The organism is Exiguobacterium sp. s16 (genome assembly GCF_018618115.1).
In the GTDB taxonomy this organism is placed as follows: Bacteria; Bacillota; Bacilli; order Exiguobacteriales; family Exiguobacteriaceae; genus Exiguobacterium; species Exiguobacterium mexicanum_A.
This window is the reverse complement of record NZ_JACSLM010000002.1, coordinates 190,125-208,519: the sequence shown is the minus strand read 5'-3', so window position 1 is coordinate 208,519 and position 18,395 is coordinate 190,125. Positions and strand designations below refer to the sequence as shown.

General features: G+C 51.6%; 15 protein-coding genes and 1 other annotated feature. Of the genes, 7 read left to right on the top strand and 8 right to left on the bottom strand.

Going from position 1 to position 18,395, the window contains the following annotated elements:
* Window positions 1-328: 328 nt before the first annotated feature.
* The 3 genes from KNP86_RS04555 to tpx form a co-directional block, all read right to left on the bottom strand.
* Complete coding sequence (locus tag KNP86_RS04555) at window positions 329-1,540, bottom strand: acetate kinase (RefSeq protein ID WP_021065605.1); 1,212 nt, start codon at window positions 1,538-1,540, stop codon at window positions 329-331.
* A gap of 126 nt (window positions 1,541-1,666) precedes the next feature.
* Complete coding sequence (locus KNP86_RS04550; RefSeq protein ID WP_214753037.1) at window positions 1,667-2,554, bottom strand: class I SAM-dependent methyltransferase; 888 nt, start codon at window positions 2,552-2,554, stop codon at window positions 1,667-1,669.
* A gap of 99 nt (window positions 2,555-2,653) precedes the next feature.
* Window positions 2,654-3,142 (bottom strand): thiol peroxidase, encoded by a 489-nt coding sequence (tpx, locus tag KNP86_RS04545; RefSeq protein ID WP_131471299.1) that lies wholly within the window; start codon window positions 3,140-3,142, stop codon window positions 2,654-2,656.
* A 155-nt stretch (window positions 3,143-3,297) separates the two neighbouring features.
* Here tpx and KNP86_RS04540 point away from each other — a divergent pair, with 155 nt between their 5' ends.
* Window positions 3,298-4,116 carry an NAD kinase gene (locus KNP86_RS04540; RefSeq protein ID WP_034778250.1) on the top strand — a complete coding sequence of 273 codons (819 nt, stop codon included), beginning with the start codon at window positions 3,298-3,300 and terminating at the stop codon, window positions 4,114-4,116.
* A 48-nt stretch (window positions 4,117-4,164) separates the two neighbouring features.
* Here KNP86_RS04540 and KNP86_RS04535 read toward each other — a convergent pair whose 3' ends face one another.
* Entirely contained in the window at window positions 4,165-5,745 is a 1,581-nt protein-coding gene (locus tag KNP86_RS04535) for an amidohydrolase (protein ID WP_034778251.1), read from the bottom strand.
* 74 nt (window positions 5,746-5,819) lie between these two features.
* Window positions 5,820-7,550, bottom strand: coding sequence for a septation ring formation regulator EzrA (gene ezrA / locus KNP86_RS04530; RefSeq protein ID WP_214753035.1), 1,731 nt, complete (start codon window positions 7,548-7,550; stop codon window positions 5,820-5,822).
* Between the two features lie 237 nt (window positions 7,551-7,787).
* Between ezrA and KNP86_RS04525 the strand changes: the two genes are divergently transcribed.
* Complete coding sequence (locus KNP86_RS04525; RefSeq protein WP_138859180.1) at window positions 7,788-8,270, top strand: GAF domain-containing protein; 483 nt, start codon at window positions 7,788-7,790, stop codon at window positions 8,268-8,270.
* A 223-nt stretch (window positions 8,271-8,493) separates the two neighbouring features.
* Window positions 8,494-9,093: a 30S ribosomal protein S4 gene (gene rpsD / locus KNP86_RS04520; protein WP_029595169.1), complete on the top strand. Its 600-nt coding sequence runs from the start codon at window positions 8,494-8,496 to the stop codon at window positions 9,091-9,093.
* Window positions 9,094-9,137: 44 nt separating this feature from the next.
* Here rpsD and KNP86_RS04515 read toward each other — a convergent pair whose 3' ends face one another.
* Window positions 9,138-9,761 carry a GTP pyrophosphokinase gene (locus tag KNP86_RS04515; RefSeq protein ID WP_034778254.1) on the bottom strand — a complete coding sequence of 208 codons (624 nt, stop codon included), beginning with the start codon at window positions 9,759-9,761 and terminating at the stop codon, window positions 9,138-9,140.
* 106 nt (window positions 9,762-9,867) lie between these two features.
* On the bottom strand, window positions 9,868-11,115 hold the full coding sequence (gene tyrS / locus KNP86_RS04510) for a tyrosine--tRNA ligase (RefSeq protein WP_214753033.1): 1,248 nt from the start codon (window positions 11,113-11,115) through the stop codon (window positions 9,868-9,870).
* A 47-nt stretch (window positions 11,116-11,162) separates the two neighbouring features.
* Window positions 11,163-11,360 (bottom strand) — a binding site (T-box leader).
* 168 nt (window positions 11,361-11,528) lie between these two features.
* Between tyrS and KNP86_RS04505 the strand changes: the two genes are divergently transcribed.
* Window positions 11,529-14,006, top strand: coding sequence for a transglycosylase domain-containing protein (locus KNP86_RS04505; RefSeq protein WP_214753031.1), 2,478 nt, complete (start codon window positions 11,529-11,531; stop codon window positions 14,004-14,006).
* Window positions 14,007-14,050: 44 nt separating this feature from the next.
* Here the strand turns inward: KNP86_RS04505 and acsA are convergent, their stop codons facing one another.
* The gene (acsA, locus tag KNP86_RS04500) at window positions 14,051-15,757 is read right to left on the bottom strand and encodes an acetate--CoA ligase (protein WP_034778256.1); all 1,707 of its coding nucleotides are present in this window, start codon (window positions 15,755-15,757) and stop codon (window positions 14,051-14,053) included.
* A gap of 155 nt (window positions 15,758-15,912) precedes the next feature.
* Between acsA and KNP86_RS04495 the strand changes: the two genes are divergently transcribed.
* From KNP86_RS04495 to KNP86_RS04485, 3 genes are read left to right on the top strand one after another with little or no spacing between them, the layout of a single operon-like run.
* On the top strand, window positions 15,913-16,542 hold the full coding sequence (locus KNP86_RS04495; RefSeq protein WP_034778259.1) for a GNAT family N-acetyltransferase: 630 nt from the start codon (window positions 15,913-15,915) through the stop codon (window positions 16,540-16,542).
* 12 nt (window positions 16,543-16,554) lie between these two features.
* Window positions 16,555-17,187, top strand: a complete 633-nt coding sequence (locus KNP86_RS04490; protein ID WP_214753029.1) for an acetoin utilization AcuB family protein — start codon at window positions 16,555-16,557, stop codon at window positions 17,185-17,187.
* A complete protein-coding gene (locus KNP86_RS04485; protein WP_034778261.1) occupies window positions 17,184-18,353 on the top strand; it encodes an acetoin utilization protein AcuC in 1,170 nt (389 codons plus the stop codon). The genes KNP86_RS04490 and KNP86_RS04485 overlap by 4 nt, the downstream gene beginning before the upstream one ends.
* The last annotated feature ends 42 nt before the right edge of the window (window positions 18,354-18,395 follow it).

The window sequence follows — 18,395 nt, the reverse complement described above, 5'->3', positions numbered from 1 at the left end:
GTCCAGATAACTATATGACGAAACATGACGACGTGCGTTTACAACTAAAATTCATTTGAGTGTCATCAAAGTTACGGTTAGATTACAAAACCGCCATCTTTTAAAGAAAGATGACGGTTTTAATAATAATCTTTAGTTTTTGTCACATTAATTACCATTTAAAGGAATTAATATATCTGGATTGTTACGAAAACCTGCTTTTCTTACGTCGAATATTACAAACGAGCTGGATTCATTCGGTCTATTGTCACAATCCCTTCCCCCTTCATGCGTCAAAAGCACTAAAAAAGTCCGTCTCGCAAGGTTGCGGGACGGACTTTGTAATAACTTAAACGTGTGACTCAACGAGGTTGGCGATGCGTACGGTATCGCGTGCGATGACCAACTCTTCGTTCGTTGGGATGATGATGACTTTGACTGGTGAGTGCGGGTAGTTGATGAACAACTCTTTGCCGCGTGCTCCGTTGTTGAGTGATGGATCCCAGTAGACGCCCATGAACTCAAGGCCACGAAGGATGCGCTCACGGATGACGTCAGAGTTTTCTCCGACACCAGCTGTGAAGATGATCGCATCGACACCGTTCATCTCTGCCGCATATTGACCGATATAACCGTGGATGCGGTTCGAGAAGATTTTGAGCGAGACTTCGGCACGGTGGTTGCCTTCAGCCGCTGCTTGCTCGATGTCACGCAAGTCACTCGAGATACCCGAGAGACCGTAGACACCTGACTCTTTGTTCATGACGTTCAATACGTCTTCAGCCGACTTGCCAGTCTTCTGCATCAAGAACGGGATGAGAGCCGGGTCAAGTGATCCCGAGCGCGTTCCCATCGTGATTCCTTCGAGTGGCGTGAAGCCCATTGTCGTGTCAATTGAACGACCACCGGCAACCGCTGCGATTGATGCACCGCTACCGAGGTGGCATGAGATCAAACGAAGGTCTTCAAGCGGACGACCGAGAAGCTCTGCCGCACGTTGCGTGACGTACTTGTGGCTCGTTCCGTGGAAACCGTACTTCCGGACGCCGTGCTCCGTGTAATACTCGTACGGAAGGCTGTACAAGAAGTTCTCTTCCGGCATCGACTGGTGGAACGCCGTGTCGAAGACCGCGACTTGCGGTACGTTCGGCAAAATCGTTTGGAACGCACGAATCCCCGTCAAGTTTGGCGGGATGTGGAGCGGTCCGAGTTCGACGAACGATTCGATGTTCTTCATGACCTCATCGTCGATAACGACCGAATCCGCGTACAACTCTTTTCCGTGAAGGACACGGTGACCGACGCCTGCGATTTCGTCGAACGACTGAATGATATCAAGGTCGATCAATTTTTCGAGCGAGAGCTCGACCGCTTCTTTATGTGAATGAAGCGGTGTGACGATATGGAACTTTTGTCCTTCGCCATATTTAATCGTGAAGATCGCATCTTCTTTTCCGACACGCTCGACGAGCCCGACGGCGAGCATCTTCTCAGATGGCATCTCGAGAAGCTGGAACTTTAATGACGAACTACCTGCGTTGACTGCCATAATTTTTGTCATGTCATACACCTCTTACCTTTCGATTTAAACACGAGTCTTTATCTGTTCTCTTAAAAACCGATAACTGTATCATAATGAAGATACTTGATATGGCATATGTTTTTCAAGTCTTTTGCCCAATAAAAATTATGTTGTTTTAAACCAATCGTCAATCTGTTTCACAATATTGGCAACCGCACGTACGTCCGTGAACGACGGCAATTCGACGAGGAGCGCTTGTTTCGGGCGTTTGACGCCTTCCCCGAGCTTTTGTAACATCAATAGGCTCTTCGCATATCGCTCATCTTTGAACATCGTCGTCGGGAGTTGCAGAACTCCTTTGACGACGGCCTCACGGTCCATCCACTGTTTTAATTTCCCTTCGTCATCCTGTTCAAACAAATTGTTCGGGATGACGAAGATGCCATGCGCGCCCGGTTTCAGGTGGCGCATCGCTTGTTCGATCAACAAGAAGTGGGAATAGGAATGGCCTTCCTCACGTTTCAAGGCGTAGCCTGACGCCACCTCATCGTTCGGATAGTAGCCGATCGGCAAATCGACGAGCGCTAAATCGCTCGGCTCGACGAACAACGGTGCGAGCGCGTCCTGGTGGAAATACGACACCGGTTTCCCGAGTAAGTTACTGATCGCGTAAGACAGACGTAGCATCGTCTCATCGACTTCGACGGCTTGTGCGGTGGCGTCTTTCAATTGTGTCAACACGGCATGCACGAGTGTCCCCGTCCCGCTCCCAAGTTCGAGCACGCTCGACCCGTCTTTGACGAGCTTCGTTGCCAAGTACCCGATGAACAGGCTGACAGCGTCCGGTGTCGGTTGGTGGTTCGGCGGGAGTGTCGTCGTCTCCTCGAGCACGAGCAGACTGACGGCTTTGCGGACATCATCCGTCTTCTCTTGTTCGACATCGACCCGTTCAAATACTTCAATCAACGCCTCGAGCGGTAACAAATCAAGGTCGGTCGTCAGCTTCTTCGCCTCTTTCTTCCAATCCCGATACAATTGTTCAAATCGTTCCATCTTCGATCATCCTTTCCATACAAAACCGGCCCTCTGATGGAGAGCCGGTCGGTTCACTTCTATTAGTGTAAGCGATTCATGGTCATTTCGCCAAGCGAATCAGTTCGCTTTATCAAACGCTTCGAGCGCCGCATCGAAATCGACCTCGTCTGTCATCTCATCCATGTACTGGACGTATTGGACCGTACCTTCTGAGTCGATGACGAACACCGAGCGTGCGAGTAGACGGAGCTCTTCCATCAACACGCCGTAAGATTTCGCGAACGATTGGTCGCGGTGGTCCGATAACATGATGACGTTATCGAGGCCCGAGGCCGCACACCAGCGACGTTGTGCGAACGGCAAGTCGTTCGACACGGTCAAGACTGTCCCTCCAAGCGTTGCCGCTTTCTCGTTGAACGCACGCGTTTGTGCATCACAGACGCCTGTATCAATCGACGGGACGACACTAATCAATTTTTTCCCTGGGTATGACGCGAGCGTCACCTCTTCAAGTGCCGTCGTGAGCGCTGTAAAGTCCGGTGCAGCATCTCCGACTTTGACCGGATTCCCTTGCAGTGTAACGGTATTGCCTTTAAATGTTGGCATCGTTTCATCCCCTTTGGTTTGATTTATACTTCTTCATCATATCGATGGTGCCGTCTCGATGACAAACTTCCTGCCTCAGACGGCCTGATTGTGATTTTCCCTATATCGAGCGTCTAAAACGCTGTATAATGAAAGAGACTCAATTGACAAAGGGGATGACATGGATGAGAAACAACGTTTATTTGTACCATCGTAACGTCAACGACTTTACTAAAGAGGTAAAGAAACTAATCGAGATCGGTGAGAAGCATGGCTTCAACGTCGTGAATCGTCCGGAAGACGCCAACATCATCGTCGCCATCGGGGGAGATGGCGCGTTCTTACAGGCCGTCCGTTATACAGGCTTCCGTCAAGACGCCATCTACGTCGGGTTCGGACGCGGATTGAATGAGTTTTATTGCGACTTCGACATACATAAGCTCGACGAAGTCGATCGTTTATTCTCAGATAACTCTGCTCGGATCGAAGCCGGGCTCGAGGTACGGAAATATCCGCTCTTATCGGCTTCAATCAATGAATCGACACCGATGCTTTGTTTGAACGAAGCCTCGATCAAGTCGAGTATCATCAAATCACTCGCCATTGAAGTATACATCGACGATCTTCACTTCGAGACGTTCCGCGGCGACGGGATGGTCGTCTCGACGCCGACCGGCTCGACGGCCTATAATAAATCACTCGACGGCGCGATCGTCGACCCGCTCATCCCATGCATGCAAGTGAGCGAAATCGCTTCGGTGAACAACAACCGTTACCGTACACTCGGTTCTTCGTTCATCGTCCATGATTCACGCAAACTGTCGCTTCGCATCGTCGAAGACGGGAACGACTATCCGATCATCGGGATGGATAACGAGGCGCTCAGCCTCAAATATACCGACCGAATCGATATCGAGCTCTCTGACCAAGTCGTCAAAACGGTCAAGTTGAAAAACAACTCGTTCTGGCACAAAGTACAACGCTCATTCTTCTAAACGACAAAAGGCTAGCCGTCCATTTTACTTAGACGGCTAGCCTTTTTATTATGCGTTGACGACGTCGGCCTCATACACCGGCGACCCTTCGACGACCGTCATGACGAGTCGGTTGTCGAGGATGTCGCGCCCGCGAAGTTCGAAGAAGTCTTCTTCCCACACCGTGAACGTGGCGTTATAACTTTGAATCAACAAGCCGTCACGTCCGTGCGTGCCTGTGGCGACGCGCGGTGCATACGTGAAGCTACGGAGCGCTTCATACATCGACAGGCGTTCCGGCGGATTGAGCGCGCCCGACTCCTCGAACGATTGACGGGTGACGGCACCATACAGGCCTTTTCGTACATCGACCGAAGAAATTGGGGCGTCACTGCCCCCGAGAACGAGCGCTCCCGTGTCGAGCATCGATTTGAAGCGGTAGGCGTTATCGACCCGGTCGTTTCCGAGCCGATCGAACAACAAGTTCATGTCGTCCGACAAGAAGATCGGCTGCGCATCAATCAATACCGGCAGCGCCTGGATCCGTTTCAACAATGCATCGTTCAAGAGCGAGGCATGGATGATTCGGTCCCGCGTCCCGCGCTTGGCCGGATACTTCTCGAGCAACGTGATGAACTGTTCGGCGGCGGCATCCCCGATGACGTGGGCTGCCACGTTCATACCGTACGACCGCGCCTTTTTGACGAGCGCCTCGAGATGGTCCGGACGATGGACCTCGATTCCGCGCTGACCCGGCTCGTCCGTATACGGTTCCGATAAGAGTGCCGTCCGTCCCCCGAACGACCCGTCGACGAACAGTTTCATCGCCCCGAAATCGAAACGTGGTCGTTTCGCGAGCGCATCGTGACGAATTAATTGATCGACGACTTGTTCATGGACAAGCAGATGGGCGTGGAACGGGAGATCTGCTAACACGTCCTCATACGCTTGAATCGTCTCGAGCGGGTCGCCATGATAGAACAGGTCTTCCGTATGGGCGCCGACAATCCCGTGGGCGAAAAGCGAGTCGATGGCCCGGTGGAGTGAGGCGACATTTTTCTCGCGATTCCCCCCCAGTTCTTTATGGAGCAAATCGAGCGCCGCATCGTATAGCACCCCGTTCAGTTTCCCTTCCGCGTCGCGTCCGAGCTTTCCGCCTTCGATGACGGTATGGTGAATCAAGCCAAGTCGTTCCAATCCTTTCGAGTTGACGACGGCGACGTGGCGACAGACCCGCTTCAAGACGACGGGCCGGTCTGGGATGACGGCATCAATCATCTCACGCGTTGGCATCTCTCCGAGCAGACGGTCATTGAACCCTTCCGCGACGAGCCAATCGTCACTTCTGTCACTGCCGTCCTTTTGTTTCATCGACTCGAGCAGAGCTTGCAAATCCGTCGTCTCGGTCGCATCGATGCGGTCGAGCGCTTCCCCGTATCCGATCAAATGGATGTGCGAGTCGGTGAACGCCGGATAAACGCTCTTCCCTTCAAGGTTCACAATCTGTTTGATCCTTCCGGCGTATGTACGACGAAGGTGGCCTTCCTCACCTAGCTTCAGAATGCGACCGTGCTCGACATACATGGCGCGAGCCTGTTCATGCTCTTTATTCATCGTATAGATCTTTCCGTTTACCCATAGCGTTCCCATCACAAAATTCCTCCTCGATTCAAAAAAGATTGACGTCTACGTTAATTCCCGTTTACGTCAATCTTCATGCATCATTATTTTCGTAATAGCTCTTGTTGCTCCAAACCTTTTTCGACACGCTGACGAATCTCGCGGGCCGCGCCTTCATCGAAGCGGCCGAGGACGCGTTCACCGATTTCGACGGCCGTGCCGTACTCTCCGTGCAAAAACTTGTTCTCGGCGAGCGTCAAGGCGATATGGACCTCATTGTCACGCCGGCGATAGCGGTTCGCATATTGCAGGAGCTGTTCGGCGTACGTGACTTGGCGTAAGAGCGCTTTGACCCGGTCGCGGAAGTTGTCCATCGTCTCTTCGACGTCGTGGCTGAGTCCAACGATATACGTCATATTGAACGGCGCCTTCTCGAACTGTTCGTCCAACGATTGAACGCCTTTTTGCAATTGGCGCATATCGTTCGTCAAATCTGTCGGGACGACCGGCATGGCGCTCTTCGTAAGGAGTCGGCGATGGGCCGACAATTCCTTCTTCCAAGACTCGAGCTTGTTACGAACCTCGAGCTCTTCTTTACGGAGCGAGTTCGTATTCTCGATGAAGCGTTCATGCATGGCACTGAACTGGTCGAGCGACCGTTTTGCTTCTTGTACTTTCGACTTGATCATGCTGAATGGGATCATTTGGGCGACGAGCGCCTGTTCGATATCGAGCACGTTCGCCGTGAGCGTCGCCCGCTCACGTTCAAGCTGTTCAAATTCTTCACCGACTCGAGCGTTGATCTCATAGTTGCTGACGAGTCGAGTCATCTCTTGATGGAGTCGCGCCATGACTTCGCTCGTCTGGCGGTCACGGTCTTTCACACTCGCGAATTCTTTCTTCACGTATTGGCGCGCGTCGACTTCGGTCCGGAACGCTTCGAACAACTGGTCGATGTCCGAACTGAGCTGTTGCATGTCCATCTCGAAATGATCGAAGTCGAGCTGTTCGATGCGGTCCATGAGCGCCGATCGGCGATCTTCCGCCTGCTCGATTTCTTCCATTAAACCGAGCGGTTCGAGCGCGTAGCCGTCCATTTGCATCTCTTTATGCCCCGAGCGCAACTGGTTGAGCTGTTGTTTCAAGTCAACCTGCACCGTGCGGACGAACTGAGGGATGACACTGACGAGTTCACGAATCTTCGTCACTTTCTCAGACAAGACTTGGCCGGCGACGTACGCCTCCGATACTTGGCCTTCTTGCTTCAACGTGATCATCTCGGTCCGTTTTGCTTCCGCTGCCGCAATCTCAGATTCGACGAGTTCATACGTCGGGCCGAACGCACTGTTTTGCGCGACGAGTGTCTTCCGGAATTGGTACAGCTCTTTCTCGTCTTTTTTGACGATATCGAGCAGCGACGAATGATGCTGATTAAACTCATCCATCTCGTCGAGCATGGCGTGTACCATCGACTCGAGCTCTTCAATCAACTGTTCCGTCGCATTCAAATCCGATTTGACTTTGAGGAAGCGATATTTGTCCAAATCTTCTTCGGCATGATAGAGCGCCTCATCGATTTGCCCGGTATGTACACTGACGAGTTCGTCCCATGACTGATGCCAACGCTCGAACTTTTCTTTCGTCTCGCCCTCCATCGGCCACTGTTTGAACTTCTGCAGTTCGGCCGGGACGCTGGCGCTGAGCACGCTTTGTTTGCGCATGTCTAAATCATCAATTTTCTGGTAAAAATTCCTTCGCACGAGCATGCTTCCCAGCATCGCCCCTAATGCGATGACAATGATTCCAATTAAAATTCCGTAGATTCCGTAATCCATCTCTGTCACAACCTCCAAGCCGCTTTCGTGGACTTATGTATCTGAATGAATAAATGAAGTATTTTATGAGTATAGATAATACTAATCATATTATAGAACCAATGATTTGCATAGGTTTTCCAACGGTTTAGGGAGAGAATGTTATTTTTCACATGAATCTTTTAAGAAGACAAAATAAAAAAATGCGTGTACCATAATGCTAATCAATCTTGCTTTCATTCATTAGGAGGGAATCCCATGTTCCAAACGACTACTTACTCTGGCGACTTGGCCGCCGGTTACGACCTACTAAACAAACAACTCGCCGCGCTACTCGAAGGCGAGACGAACCGTGTCGCGAACCTTTCGAACGCGAGCGCGTTGCTCAACCAATTCCTCGACCGGATCAACTGGGTCGGCTTCTATTTAACAGAAGGCGAAGACGCCCTCATCCTTGGACCGTTCCAAGGTCTGCCGGCTTGCGTCCATATCGCGTTCGGCAAAGGAGTTTGCGGGACAGCCGCCTCGACGCAAGAGACACAACTCATCGCAGACGTGCATCAATTCCCGGGCCACATCGCTTGTGACGCGGCTTCGAACTCGGAAATCGTCGTCCCGCTCGTCCGTGACGGTAAGACCATCGGCGTGCTCGATATCGACAGCCCTGAGTTCGATCGCTTCTCGGATGTCGACCGTCAAGGGTTGGAGCAATTCTGTCAGACATTACTTCGCTTCATCTGATTGACAAGCGAATCATTTCGTCGTATACTGATTTTTGTGCATGAAATGACGATAGCAGTCATTGACAGACGTATCCACCTTTCGGGCCTCGACTGAGTCGGAGGAGCATCTCGTAGCTTCGCTATCAAGTGAAGGTGCTTGAACCTATGAAAGGGGCGTCACCAGTCTTTGACACCGTTGTTCTTTTGTGCAAAATACATGAACAACAAGGAGGAGTCCAAACATGGCTCGTTACACAGGTCCAGCTTGGAAACTCTCGCGTCGCTTAGGCATCTCGCTTAGCGAAACGGGTAAAGAATTAGCAAAACGTCCTTACGCACCAGGTCAACACGGAAATGGTCGTCGTAAAATCTCTGAATACGGTCTTCAGCTTCAAGCGAAGCAAGCACTCCGTCACATGTACGGAATCAACGAGAAGCAATTCCGTCGCATCTTCAACGATGCAGGGAAAATGCAAGGTATCCACGGTGAGAACTTCATGTTCTTGCTCGAGTCACGCCTTGACAACCTCGTTTACCGTATGGGTCTCGCTCGCACACGTCGTGGAGCGCGCCAACTCGTCAACCACGGTCACATCCAAGTTGACGGTTCACGTGTAGACATCGCGTCTTACCGTGTAAAACCAGGTCAAGTCATCTCAGTCCGCGAGAAGTCTAAAAACTTCAAAGCGATCGCTGAAGCTCTCGAAGTAGCACCAGCTACAAAAGACTACGTAACATTCGACGCTGAGAAGCTCGAAGGTACATTCGTACGTCTTCCTGAGCGTGCTGAATTGAACGACCAAATCAAAGAGCAACTCATCGTTGAGTACTACTCACGTTAATGCTTTTATCCCCTTCCCTGCTTTGGCAGGAAAGGGGATTTTTTTTACTTTAATATTTGTTCGCGAATCCGGCCCATCTGCGTATCGAGCGCGTCCGCCATCTTGGCCGCTTCAATCAACTCGAGTTTCGACGCCTCTGGGACGACGTGTTGGTATTTATAATGAAGCTTATGCTCCGTCGCCGCCCAAAAGTCCATGGCGAGCGTGCGAATCTGAATCTCAGCCGGCACCCAAATGACGCGTTCCGCCAAATAGACTTTCGTCCGGACGATGAGATGCAGGCTCCGATAACCGCTCGGCTTTGGATCTTTGATGTAGTCTTTGATCTCATCGATTTGTAAATCGTCCCGCTTCTTCAAATGATCGAGGATGGCGTAAATGTCATCGCGGAAACTCGTGACGATCCGGACTCCTGCGACGTCATAAATATTGTCCCAAAGTGCTTCCACTTCAAGTGGGAGCCCTTTTTGGTTCATCTTCTTGATAATTGACGGCAACGTCTTCATCCTCGTCTTCACATGTTCAATCGGAGAGTAACCGAGCCGCGTCTGCCAATCGAGATCGATGATGCCGAGGTCGCTCTCAAGCTCGGTGATCGCCATCTCATAGTAACGGAACCGCTCCCGCCATTGGTGGAACTGTTCGCCAAAAAACTCTTCAATTTCCATAGGAAAGCCTCCTTATCGTCTATACTTGCCATCGTATCAGACCGAAACCAATTTGAGATATAAAAAAACGTCCATGTCCGCAACATTTGGGACATGGACGAATGCATCAGACGTGACGGATCACGAAGTATTTTTTCTTGCCTCGGCGGATGACTGTGAACTCACCAAGTGTATCAGCACGAGTCACCGTCTTGTCGAGCGCTTGTTCGCGCTCCCCGTTCAAGTAGATCGCCCCGTTTTGAACGTCTTCGCGGGCTTGACGTTTTGATGGCGCAATCTTCGCTTCGACGAGAAGATCGACGAGGTTACGTTCGCCGTCAAGTTCGAACTGAGGCATGCCTTTGAATGCAGCATCCATATCTTCTGGCTTGAGCGTCTTCAAATCACCGCTGAAGAATGCCGTCGTGATGCGGAGCGCTTGATCGAGACCTGTTTCTCCGTGCACGAGTTTCGTCATCTCTTCGGCGAGGCGACGTTGGGCGATACGTTTTTCCGGTGCAGACGCCACTTCGCTTTCAAGCGCCAAGATGTCGTCATGCGACAAGAACGTGAAGTATTTGATGAACTTGATGACGTCGGCGTCGTCGACGTTGATCCAGAACTGGTAGAACTCGTAAGGTGTCGTCTTATCGGCGTCGAGCCAGACCGCACCACCGGCCGTCTTACCGAATTTTTGTCCATCCGACTTCGTCACGAGCGGTACCGTCAAACCGAACGCCTTCTCCGAGTGACCAAAGCGACGAATCAGTTCGAGACCGGCCGTGATGTTGCCCCACTGGTCGCTGCCCCCAACTTGAAGACGGCAGTTCTCAGTTTCGTACAACTTCAAGAAGTCGAACGATTGCAATAGCATGTACGAGAATTCCGTGTACGAGATCCCGTTCTCCAAACGCGAGTCGACCGAGTCTTTGGCGAGCATGTAACTGATTGGGAAGTGTTTGCCGATGTCGCGCAAGAAGTCGATGATCGACAACTCTTCCGTCCACTCGTAGTTGTTGCGGATTGAGATTGGATTCTCTCCTTCAAGCGGCAAGAAGCGGCTCAATTGGTCTTTGATTCGATCCGAGAACTGTTTGACCGTGTCGAGCGTGTTGAGCGAACGCTCGTCCGAACGACCTGACGGGTCACCGATCATGCCGGTCGCCCCACCGACGAGGGCGATGACGTGGTGTCCCGCCTCTTGGAAACGTTTGAGTGTTAAAATCGGGAGCAAGTGCCCGATATGAAGCGAGTCCGCCGTCGGGTCGAACCCGGTGTAAAGCGTCGTCGGTTTGTTCAACTGTTCTTTCAATCCTGCTTCGTCCGTCATTTGGTTGACGAGACCTCGAAATTCTAAATCCTTCAATAATTCCATCTGTTCCACTCCTTCGATTGACATAAAAAAACGTCCCTTCTCATATGAGAAGGGACGGAGATTCCGCGGTACCACCCTAATTGCCACAGCTGTGGCCACTTGTAGCGAGAGATAACGGTCTCGACCCGGCCGAATGGCACGCTCCAAAAGTGTAATTCATCGGCTGACATTGGCTAGTTCACAGCACCCACTAGCTTTCTGGACAAGCGGTCAGTCGACTACTTCGCTTTCTTCATAGCATCTTTGTTTATGGACTATGCTTTACATTTTATAAGTTCCATTTCCAAATTGTCAACCGAGAATATGGAAACTTGCATCCGGTAGTCGATTCGGGGTAAGGTCAGGAAGGACTTGTGCTATAATCGTATATATTACTGTCAAAAATAGTTTTACACCATATTAAGGAGGCTGTCATGCTGCAAAAGATTCGAGACACATGGAACCAACCAAAGTCCTTGAAAGCCCGCCGTTATGCCAATGTATTTTACGATGTATCGTGGAACGTACTGCTCTTAACGATTATATCGGTCGTTCTCATTGGATTTTTAGGCGCCGGGATCGGAGCGGGTTATTTCGCTTCCCTCGTCAAGGATATGCCGGCACCCGCATATAAGACGATGACGTCGCAAATCAACACCTACTCATCGACTTCTGACATTTATTTTGGAAGCGGTGAACGCATCGGAAACTATACGACGGATGAAGTCCGCGTTCCCGTCGCCGTCGAGAAAGTCTCTCCGTTCGTCGTCGACGCGTTACTCGCCACAGAGGACGTCGAGTTTTACGAACACGATGGTGTCGTGCCGAAAGCGACGCTCCGTGCCATCTTACAGGAAGCGACCGGATCGGAAGACCGGACCGGCGGTTCTACGCTCACACAACAGCTCATCAAAAACCAAATGCTGACGAACGAAGTGTCGTTCGAACGAAAAGCGAAAGAGATTTTACTCGCCCTTCGCCTCGAGAAAGCAATGAACAAAGATGAGATCTTGAACGCGTACTTGAACGTCGTCTCATTCGGACGAAACTCGATGGGACGCAACATCTCAGGGATTGAAGCAGCCGCTCGCGGTGTCTTCAATACATCGGCTGAGAAGTTGACGTTGCCACAAGCCGCTTTCCTCGCCGGGATCCCGAAAAACCCGTTCCTGTATACACCGTATTATCAAGGCGGTGTCATTAAAGAGGACGTGTCACCGGCCATCAACCGGATGAAAACGGTACTCAACCGGATGTACGTTGCTGGGAAAATCACAAAAGAAGACTATGACGCTGCATACAACTATGACATCACGCAAGACTTCATGAAGACGCAATCGAAGCCGCGTGATCGCTATCCGTATGTTGTGCAAGAAGCTGAACTTCAAGCAAGACAAATTGTCACGAACTACTTGCTCGAACAGGACGGCATCGTCTTGGCAGATTTAAAAACGAAAGAACAAAATGAAATTAGAACGACTTACGCCAAACGCGCCCACAATATGCTGCGCCAGGGCGGATTCAAGATTCATATGACGCTTGATAAAAAAGTTCACGAGGCAATGCAACAACCCGCTAAAAATGCCAATAACTTTGCTCCGAACCAATATATCGATGAAGAAGATCGCACATTGCCTGAACAGACGGCGTCTATCATGATCGAAAATAAAACCGGACGTATCCTAGGTTTCGTTGGCGGCCGCTATATTAACGGAAAGACAGACGAAGTGAACCGCGCCATGCGTATGGAACGTCAAATCGGATCGACAGCAAAACCGATCTTGGTTTATGCGAATGCGATTGAAGCTCGGATGATCACGCCCGAAACGACGATTCTCGATGAAGAATACTTCTACCGATTCACCGGTCCTGGTCAACCGAAAAAGGAAGTTGAAAACGAGAGTAGAACGCACAGCGGCCCAGTAACGGCTCGCGAGGCGCTGAAACGTTCCCTTAACGTTCCGGCTGTTAAAATTTACGAAGAACGGAACCAAAAACCGGCCGATACGCAAAAACTTGTCGACATGGGCATCGAAGTGTCAGAAGCGAACCGCAACGCTTCATCGATGGCATTAGGGGTCGGAGAAGTCAGTCCGGTCAACTTGGCCGCATCTTACGCGATGCTCGCGAACTACGGCGAACACGTCGAACCGTATTTCATTGAGCGTATCGAGTATAACGGTGAAACTATCTTTGAGAAACAACCGAAAAAGACGCGCATCTATACCGATCGTACATCTTATCTCGTCATCGACATGCTACGTGACGTCTATACGTCAGGAACAGGGACATACGCCAAGTCACTCTTGAACGTCCCTGGCGATTGGATGGGTAAATCCGGTACGACGAACGATCGTCGCGACTCGTACTTGGTCGGCTCGAATCCGAACGTCACGCTTGCCGTATGGTCAGGTTTTGACTCACAATATGGTGAGTTAGTAGACAGTTGGGAAGTAGGCCAGTATTACCAGCGGACGCAACGTATCTGGTCACAGACGGCCAACCGCGTATACGCCGACAATCCTGAAATCTTCAACACTGGGGCGCGCTTCAACCAACCTTCTAGCGTTTCTGCCGCTGACTTCAAAGACTCTGGCTCATTCTCGGAGAAGAAGAAAGTCGAAGAGAAGAAGAAGGAAGAGGAAGCGAAGAAGAAAGCCGAAGAAGAGGCGAAGAAGAAAGAAGAAGCTGAAGAGAAGAAACAAGAGGCTGAAGAAAAACAAGAAGCTGACGCTGCTGCGAAAGAAAAGGCAGATGCTGAGGCTAAAGCGAAAGCTGAAGCGGAAGCGAAGAAAAAAGCTGAAGCCGACAAGAAGAAAGCTGAAGAAGAAGCTAAAAAGAAAGCCGAGGCTGAGAAAAAGGCTGAGGAAGATAAGAAGAAAGAAGACGCCGAAGAAGCAGACGGCGCCTAAACCGACAAGAAAGGTCGACACATCGCGTGTCGACCTTTTGTCGTTCAATCTTCCATTGTCGATAAGTCACCTGTCTCAAGGTTCAATTCCCAAGCTTTCAAGACGCGACGCATGATCTTCCCGCTTCGTGTTTTCGGCAGCTTGTCTTTGAATTCAATCTCACGCGGGGCCGCATGGGCCGCGAGCCCTTCTTTGACGAACTTTTGAATCTCCGTCTTCAGCTCGTCTGACGGCTCATAGCCTTTACGGAGCGCGATGAACGCCTTGATAATCTCTCCACGGACCGGATCTGGTTTCCCGATGACACCGGCCTCGGCAACTGCCGGGTGCTCGACGAGACGACTCTCGACTTCGAACGGACCGACCCGTTCGCCTGCCGTCATGATGACGTCATCGACGCGGCCTTGGAACCAGAAGTAACCATCCTCGTCCATATAGGCCGAGTCGCCTGAGACGTACCAATCACCCCAGAAATAGCTCTCATACTTGGCGTCGTTCTTCCAAATCTTTCGCATCATCGACGGCCATGGCGTCTTGAGTGCCAAGTTGCCCATCCGATGTGGCGGGAGCGGTTGACCACGGTCGTCTAAGATAGCCGCTTCACAACCCGGGATGGCTTTCCCCATCGAACCCGGTTTGATATCCATCGTCGGATAGTTACAAATCATCATCGCACCCGTCTCTGTCATCCACCACGTATCATGAATCCGTAACCCGAACGATTCGTTCCCCCAACGAATGACTTCCGGGTTGAGCGGTTCACCGACCGAGAGGATATGGCGGAGAGATGATAGATCATATTTCTCGAACGCTTCTTCGCCGGCACCCATGAGCATCCGGAACGCCGTCGGCGCGCTGTACCAGACGGTGACCCCGAACCGTTCGATGACCGAATACCAGAACTCCGGATTGAATCGTCCCCCGACGATCACATTCGTCGCCCCGTTCAAGAACGGAGCGAAAATCCCGTAGCTCGTGCCCGTCACCCAGCCTGGGTCGGCCGTGCACCAGTAAATATCATCCGGTTGTAAGTCGAGCACCCATTTTCCCGTCATCAAGTGCTGCACCATGGCGTTATGGACGTGCAGGACGCCTTTCGGCTTCCCGGTCGACCCTGACGTATAATGCAAGATCATACCGTCCTCACGGTCGACCCATGTGATGTCGAGGTCAGTCGAAGCTTCAGCCGCCAATTTGCGATAGTCGATGATTTTCCCGGCTTCTTCTACCCCGTCGCCGACGATCAAAATCGTCTCCAAGTGTGGGAGCTGATCGACCGGGATGCGCGGCAAGAGCGCCTCGGTCGTCACGATGACTTTCGCTTCCGAGTCGAGCAGACGGTCATGAACGGCTTGTTCCATGAACGCCTCGAACAACGGACCGACGATGGCGCCCAATTTAAGTGTGCCGAGCAAAATAAAATAAAGTTCTGGACTCCGCGGCATGAAGATGAAGACGCGGTCGCCTTTCTCCACTCCAACCGATTTCAGAACGTTTCCGGACCGATTGCTTTCTCGTTTCATATCTTCATACGTATAGCGCTCTTCTCGTTCCCCATCGAAATAGAGCAATGCCAGTTTTGTGGCAAGTTCACCTTCGGCGTGACGGTCGATCGCTTCGTACGCCATGTTGACGTTCCCCGTCAAATTCCAAGAAAATAGTGCTTCTGCTTGAGTCCACTCGAACGACTGACAAGCCTCTTCATACGACGCCAATTGATGTTCCCCTGATAACGCTTTCAATTTTTCCATCGCTAAAGATTCGCCTCCCCTGTAATGAATGGTATAACCACTTTCAGTATAGTGTTAATATTGTGACAAATCAATGAATTTCCAAAATCTCCAAAAGAGCGTGAAAGAAGGAGAATGAAAGCGCTATAATAGAAGGTGGAAAAGGTGGTGACTCCATGGAAAAACAATATCATTCAAAGGTGTGGGAAACCTCACTCGGAGCCGTAATCATCGATGGACCCATCGAAAGCGATGTACTGGCGACGTATCGCCTCGATGAGGGATTGACCGCATTTCGTGAACCAGAGGACCAACATAAGGCCCTCGTTGAAATCGCTGACTTGAAAGAAGGTCGCATTATCGTGGCCCGCGTCGACAATCTCGTCATCGGCTACGTGACGTATTTATATCCAGACCCGTATGAACGTTGGAGCGAAGGGAACGACCCTTACATTCTCGAGCTCGGCGCCATCGAAGTGAGTCCGCGCTTCCGCGGTCAACGGATCGGCAAACAGCTGCTCGAAGTGTCGATGATGGATCCACATATGGATGACTTCCTGATTTTGACGACGGAATATTATTGGCACTGGGATTTAAAAGGAAGCGGACTCTCCATTTGGGATTATCGGAAAGTGATGGAGAAGATGATGAACCACGGCGGGCTCGTCTTCTTCCCGACCGACGACCCGGAGATCGCTTCGCACCCGGCCAACTGTCTCATGGCACGGATTGGCAAGAACGTCCGGCAAGAGACGATTGACCACTTCGATTCACTCCGGCTGCGACGCCGGTTCATGTATGACTGAGGAGGGATCTGGATGCTGATTGAACAAATGATGAACCGTCATGTCGTGACGATTCAACCGACCAATACGATTGCCCATGCGGCCAAGCTCATGCGCGACCACAAAGTACGCCATCTCATCGTCACAAATCCGGCCCGTCAAGTCGTCGGAATCGTCGGCCAGTTCGAGATGAGCGGTGCGACGAGTGTGTTCCACCCCGAAAGCGAGAGCGCTGACTTTAAAAACCCCGTCTCGAGCATCATGCGTCAAGATGTGACGACGGCGCACCCGTACGATTTTTTCGAAGACGCGGCCGCCTTGTTTTATGAATATCGTTTGACGTGTCTTCCGATCATCGAACAAGGAAAGCTCGTCGGCGTGTTGACCGAGACAGATTTATTGCGTTATTTCGTCCAATTGACCGGTGCACTCGAGCCAAGTTCACAAATTGAAATCTTAGTCGAGAATACGACCGGCACGCTTGAGAAAGTGACACGGCTCCTCGCCAAGACGAACGTGAATATCATCAACGTGTTCGTCCACCCGACGGCCGACCCATATAAACGGATCATCTCGTTCCGCGTGCAGACGATGAATCCACTCCGCATCATCGAACGGTTGAAGCGTGAGGGCTTCGATGTGCTCGGTCCGGAGATGTCCCCATGAGACCGGCCTACATATTCGGCGAGAACGAGAACTCGTACCGCTTTCACGAAGATCATCCGTTCAATCCGATTCGCCTGGAGCTGACGACGTCTCTCCTGATCGCCTCAGGCAAGCTTCAGGCCTCCGAGTGTATCGCTCCTCCCCTCGCCTCAGTCGAGTCGCTGGCGCTCGTGCACGACCTCGATTATATCGAGGCGGTCCAAGCGGCTGCCGCAGGTGAGCTGTCGACGTTGAAAGCGAACAAATTTGGGCTCGGTACTGAAGACACTCCGATTTTCCCAACCATCCATGAAGGGGCGGCCCGGCTGGTAGGTGGGACGATGCACGCCCTTGACTTGGTCGCGAGCGGAAAAGTCGAGCGTGCGTTTCACGTCGGGGGCGGTCTGCATCACGGGATGAGACGAAAAGCGTCAGGTTTTTGTGTCTATAACGATGCGGCCGTCGCCATCGCTCACGTCCGTCAGACGTACGGGTCGCGTGTCTTGTACGTCGATACCGATGCCCATCACGGTGACGGCGTCCAATGGCTGTTTTATGACGATGCGGATGTGATGACCTTATCCATCCATGAGACCGGCCGCTACTTGTTTCCTGGGACAGGATCGGTCACGGAGCGTGGTAACGGGAACGGCTATGGATACAGTTGGAACGTCCCGGTCGATGCGTTCACCCAAGATGATTCCTTCCTGCGCTGTTACGAGACCGTGTTCCGGGAAGCGTGCGAGTGGTTCAAACCGGATATCATCCTGACACAGAACGGCGCCGACGCCCATGCGTTCGACCCGCTGACACACCTCGCCTCGACGATTCGGACGTTCGAACAGATCCCACAAATCGCCTCTCGACTCGCCGATGAGTACACGGAAGGTCGCCTCGTCGCCCTTGGCGGCGGCGGGTATGACTGGTATCGAACGGTGCCGCGCGCCTGGTCCCAAGTATGGGCCGGTCTGACGCGTGAGGCGCCGTATCGCGGTGACATCCCGATCGAATGGATTGAACAATGGCAGGCCAAAGCCGATCAAACGTTGCCGACGCGGTGGGATGACCACACGTACACGTTCCAACACATTCCACGAAAGCAACAAATCGAGGAGAAGAATTGGGAAGTGTCGAAACGCGCCTTTTGGCCGTTCATCTCGAACGATCGCAAATCAATATATGTCTAAAAAAATCCCCTCGCCTGCGGAGTGACTCCGACAGGCAAGGGG

Excerpts from the sequence above, each read along its gene's own strand:
- KNP86_RS04555 (WP_021065605.1), bottom strand. The coding sequence starts at position 1,540 with ATGACAAAAATTATGGCAGTCAACGCAGGTAGTTCGTCATTAAAGTTC.
- KNP86_RS04550 (WP_214753037.1), bottom strand. The coding sequence starts at position 2,554 with ATGGAACGATTTGAACAATTGTATCGGGATTGGAAGAAAGAGGCGAAG.
- tpx (WP_131471299.1), bottom strand. The coding sequence starts at position 3,142 with ATGCCAACATTTAAAGGCAATACCGTTACACTGCAAGGGAATCCGGTC.
- KNP86_RS04540 (WP_034778250.1), top strand. The coding sequence starts at position 3,298 with ATGACATGGATGAGAAACAACGTTTATTTGTACCATCGTAACGTCAAC.
- KNP86_RS04535 (WP_034778251.1), bottom strand. The coding sequence starts at position 5,745 with ATGGGAACGCTATGGGTAAACGGAAAGATCTATACGATGAATAAAGAG.
- ezrA (WP_214753035.1), bottom strand. The coding sequence starts at position 7,550 with ATGGATTACGGAATCTACGGAATTTTAATTGGAATCATTGTCATCGCA.
- KNP86_RS04525 (WP_138859180.1), top strand. The coding sequence starts at position 7,788 with ATGTTCCAAACGACTACTTACTCTGGCGACTTGGCCGCCGGTTACGAC.
- rpsD (WP_029595169.1), top strand. The coding sequence starts at position 8,494 with ATGGCTCGTTACACAGGTCCAGCTTGGAAACTCTCGCGTCGCTTAGGC.
- KNP86_RS04515 (WP_034778254.1), bottom strand. The coding sequence starts at position 9,761 with ATGGAAATTGAAGAGTTTTTTGGCGAACAGTTCCACCAATGGCGGGAG.
- tyrS (WP_214753033.1), bottom strand. The coding sequence starts at position 11,115 with ATGGAATTATTGAAGGATTTAGAATTTCGAGGTCTCGTCAACCAAATG.
- KNP86_RS04505 (WP_214753031.1), top strand. The coding sequence starts at position 11,529 with ATGCTGCAAAAGATTCGAGACACATGGAACCAACCAAAGTCCTTGAAA.
- acsA (WP_034778256.1), bottom strand. The coding sequence starts at position 15,757 with ATGGAAAAATTGAAAGCGTTATCAGGGGAACATCAATTGGCGTCGTAT.
- KNP86_RS04495 (WP_034778259.1), top strand. The coding sequence starts at position 15,913 with ATGGAAAAACAATATCATTCAAAGGTGTGGGAAACCTCACTCGGAGCC.
- KNP86_RS04490 (WP_214753029.1), top strand. The coding sequence starts at position 16,555 with ATGCTGATTGAACAAATGATGAACCGTCATGTCGTGACGATTCAACCG.
- KNP86_RS04485 (WP_034778261.1), top strand. The coding sequence starts at position 17,184 with ATGAGACCGGCCTACATATTCGGCGAGAACGAGAACTCGTACCGCTTT.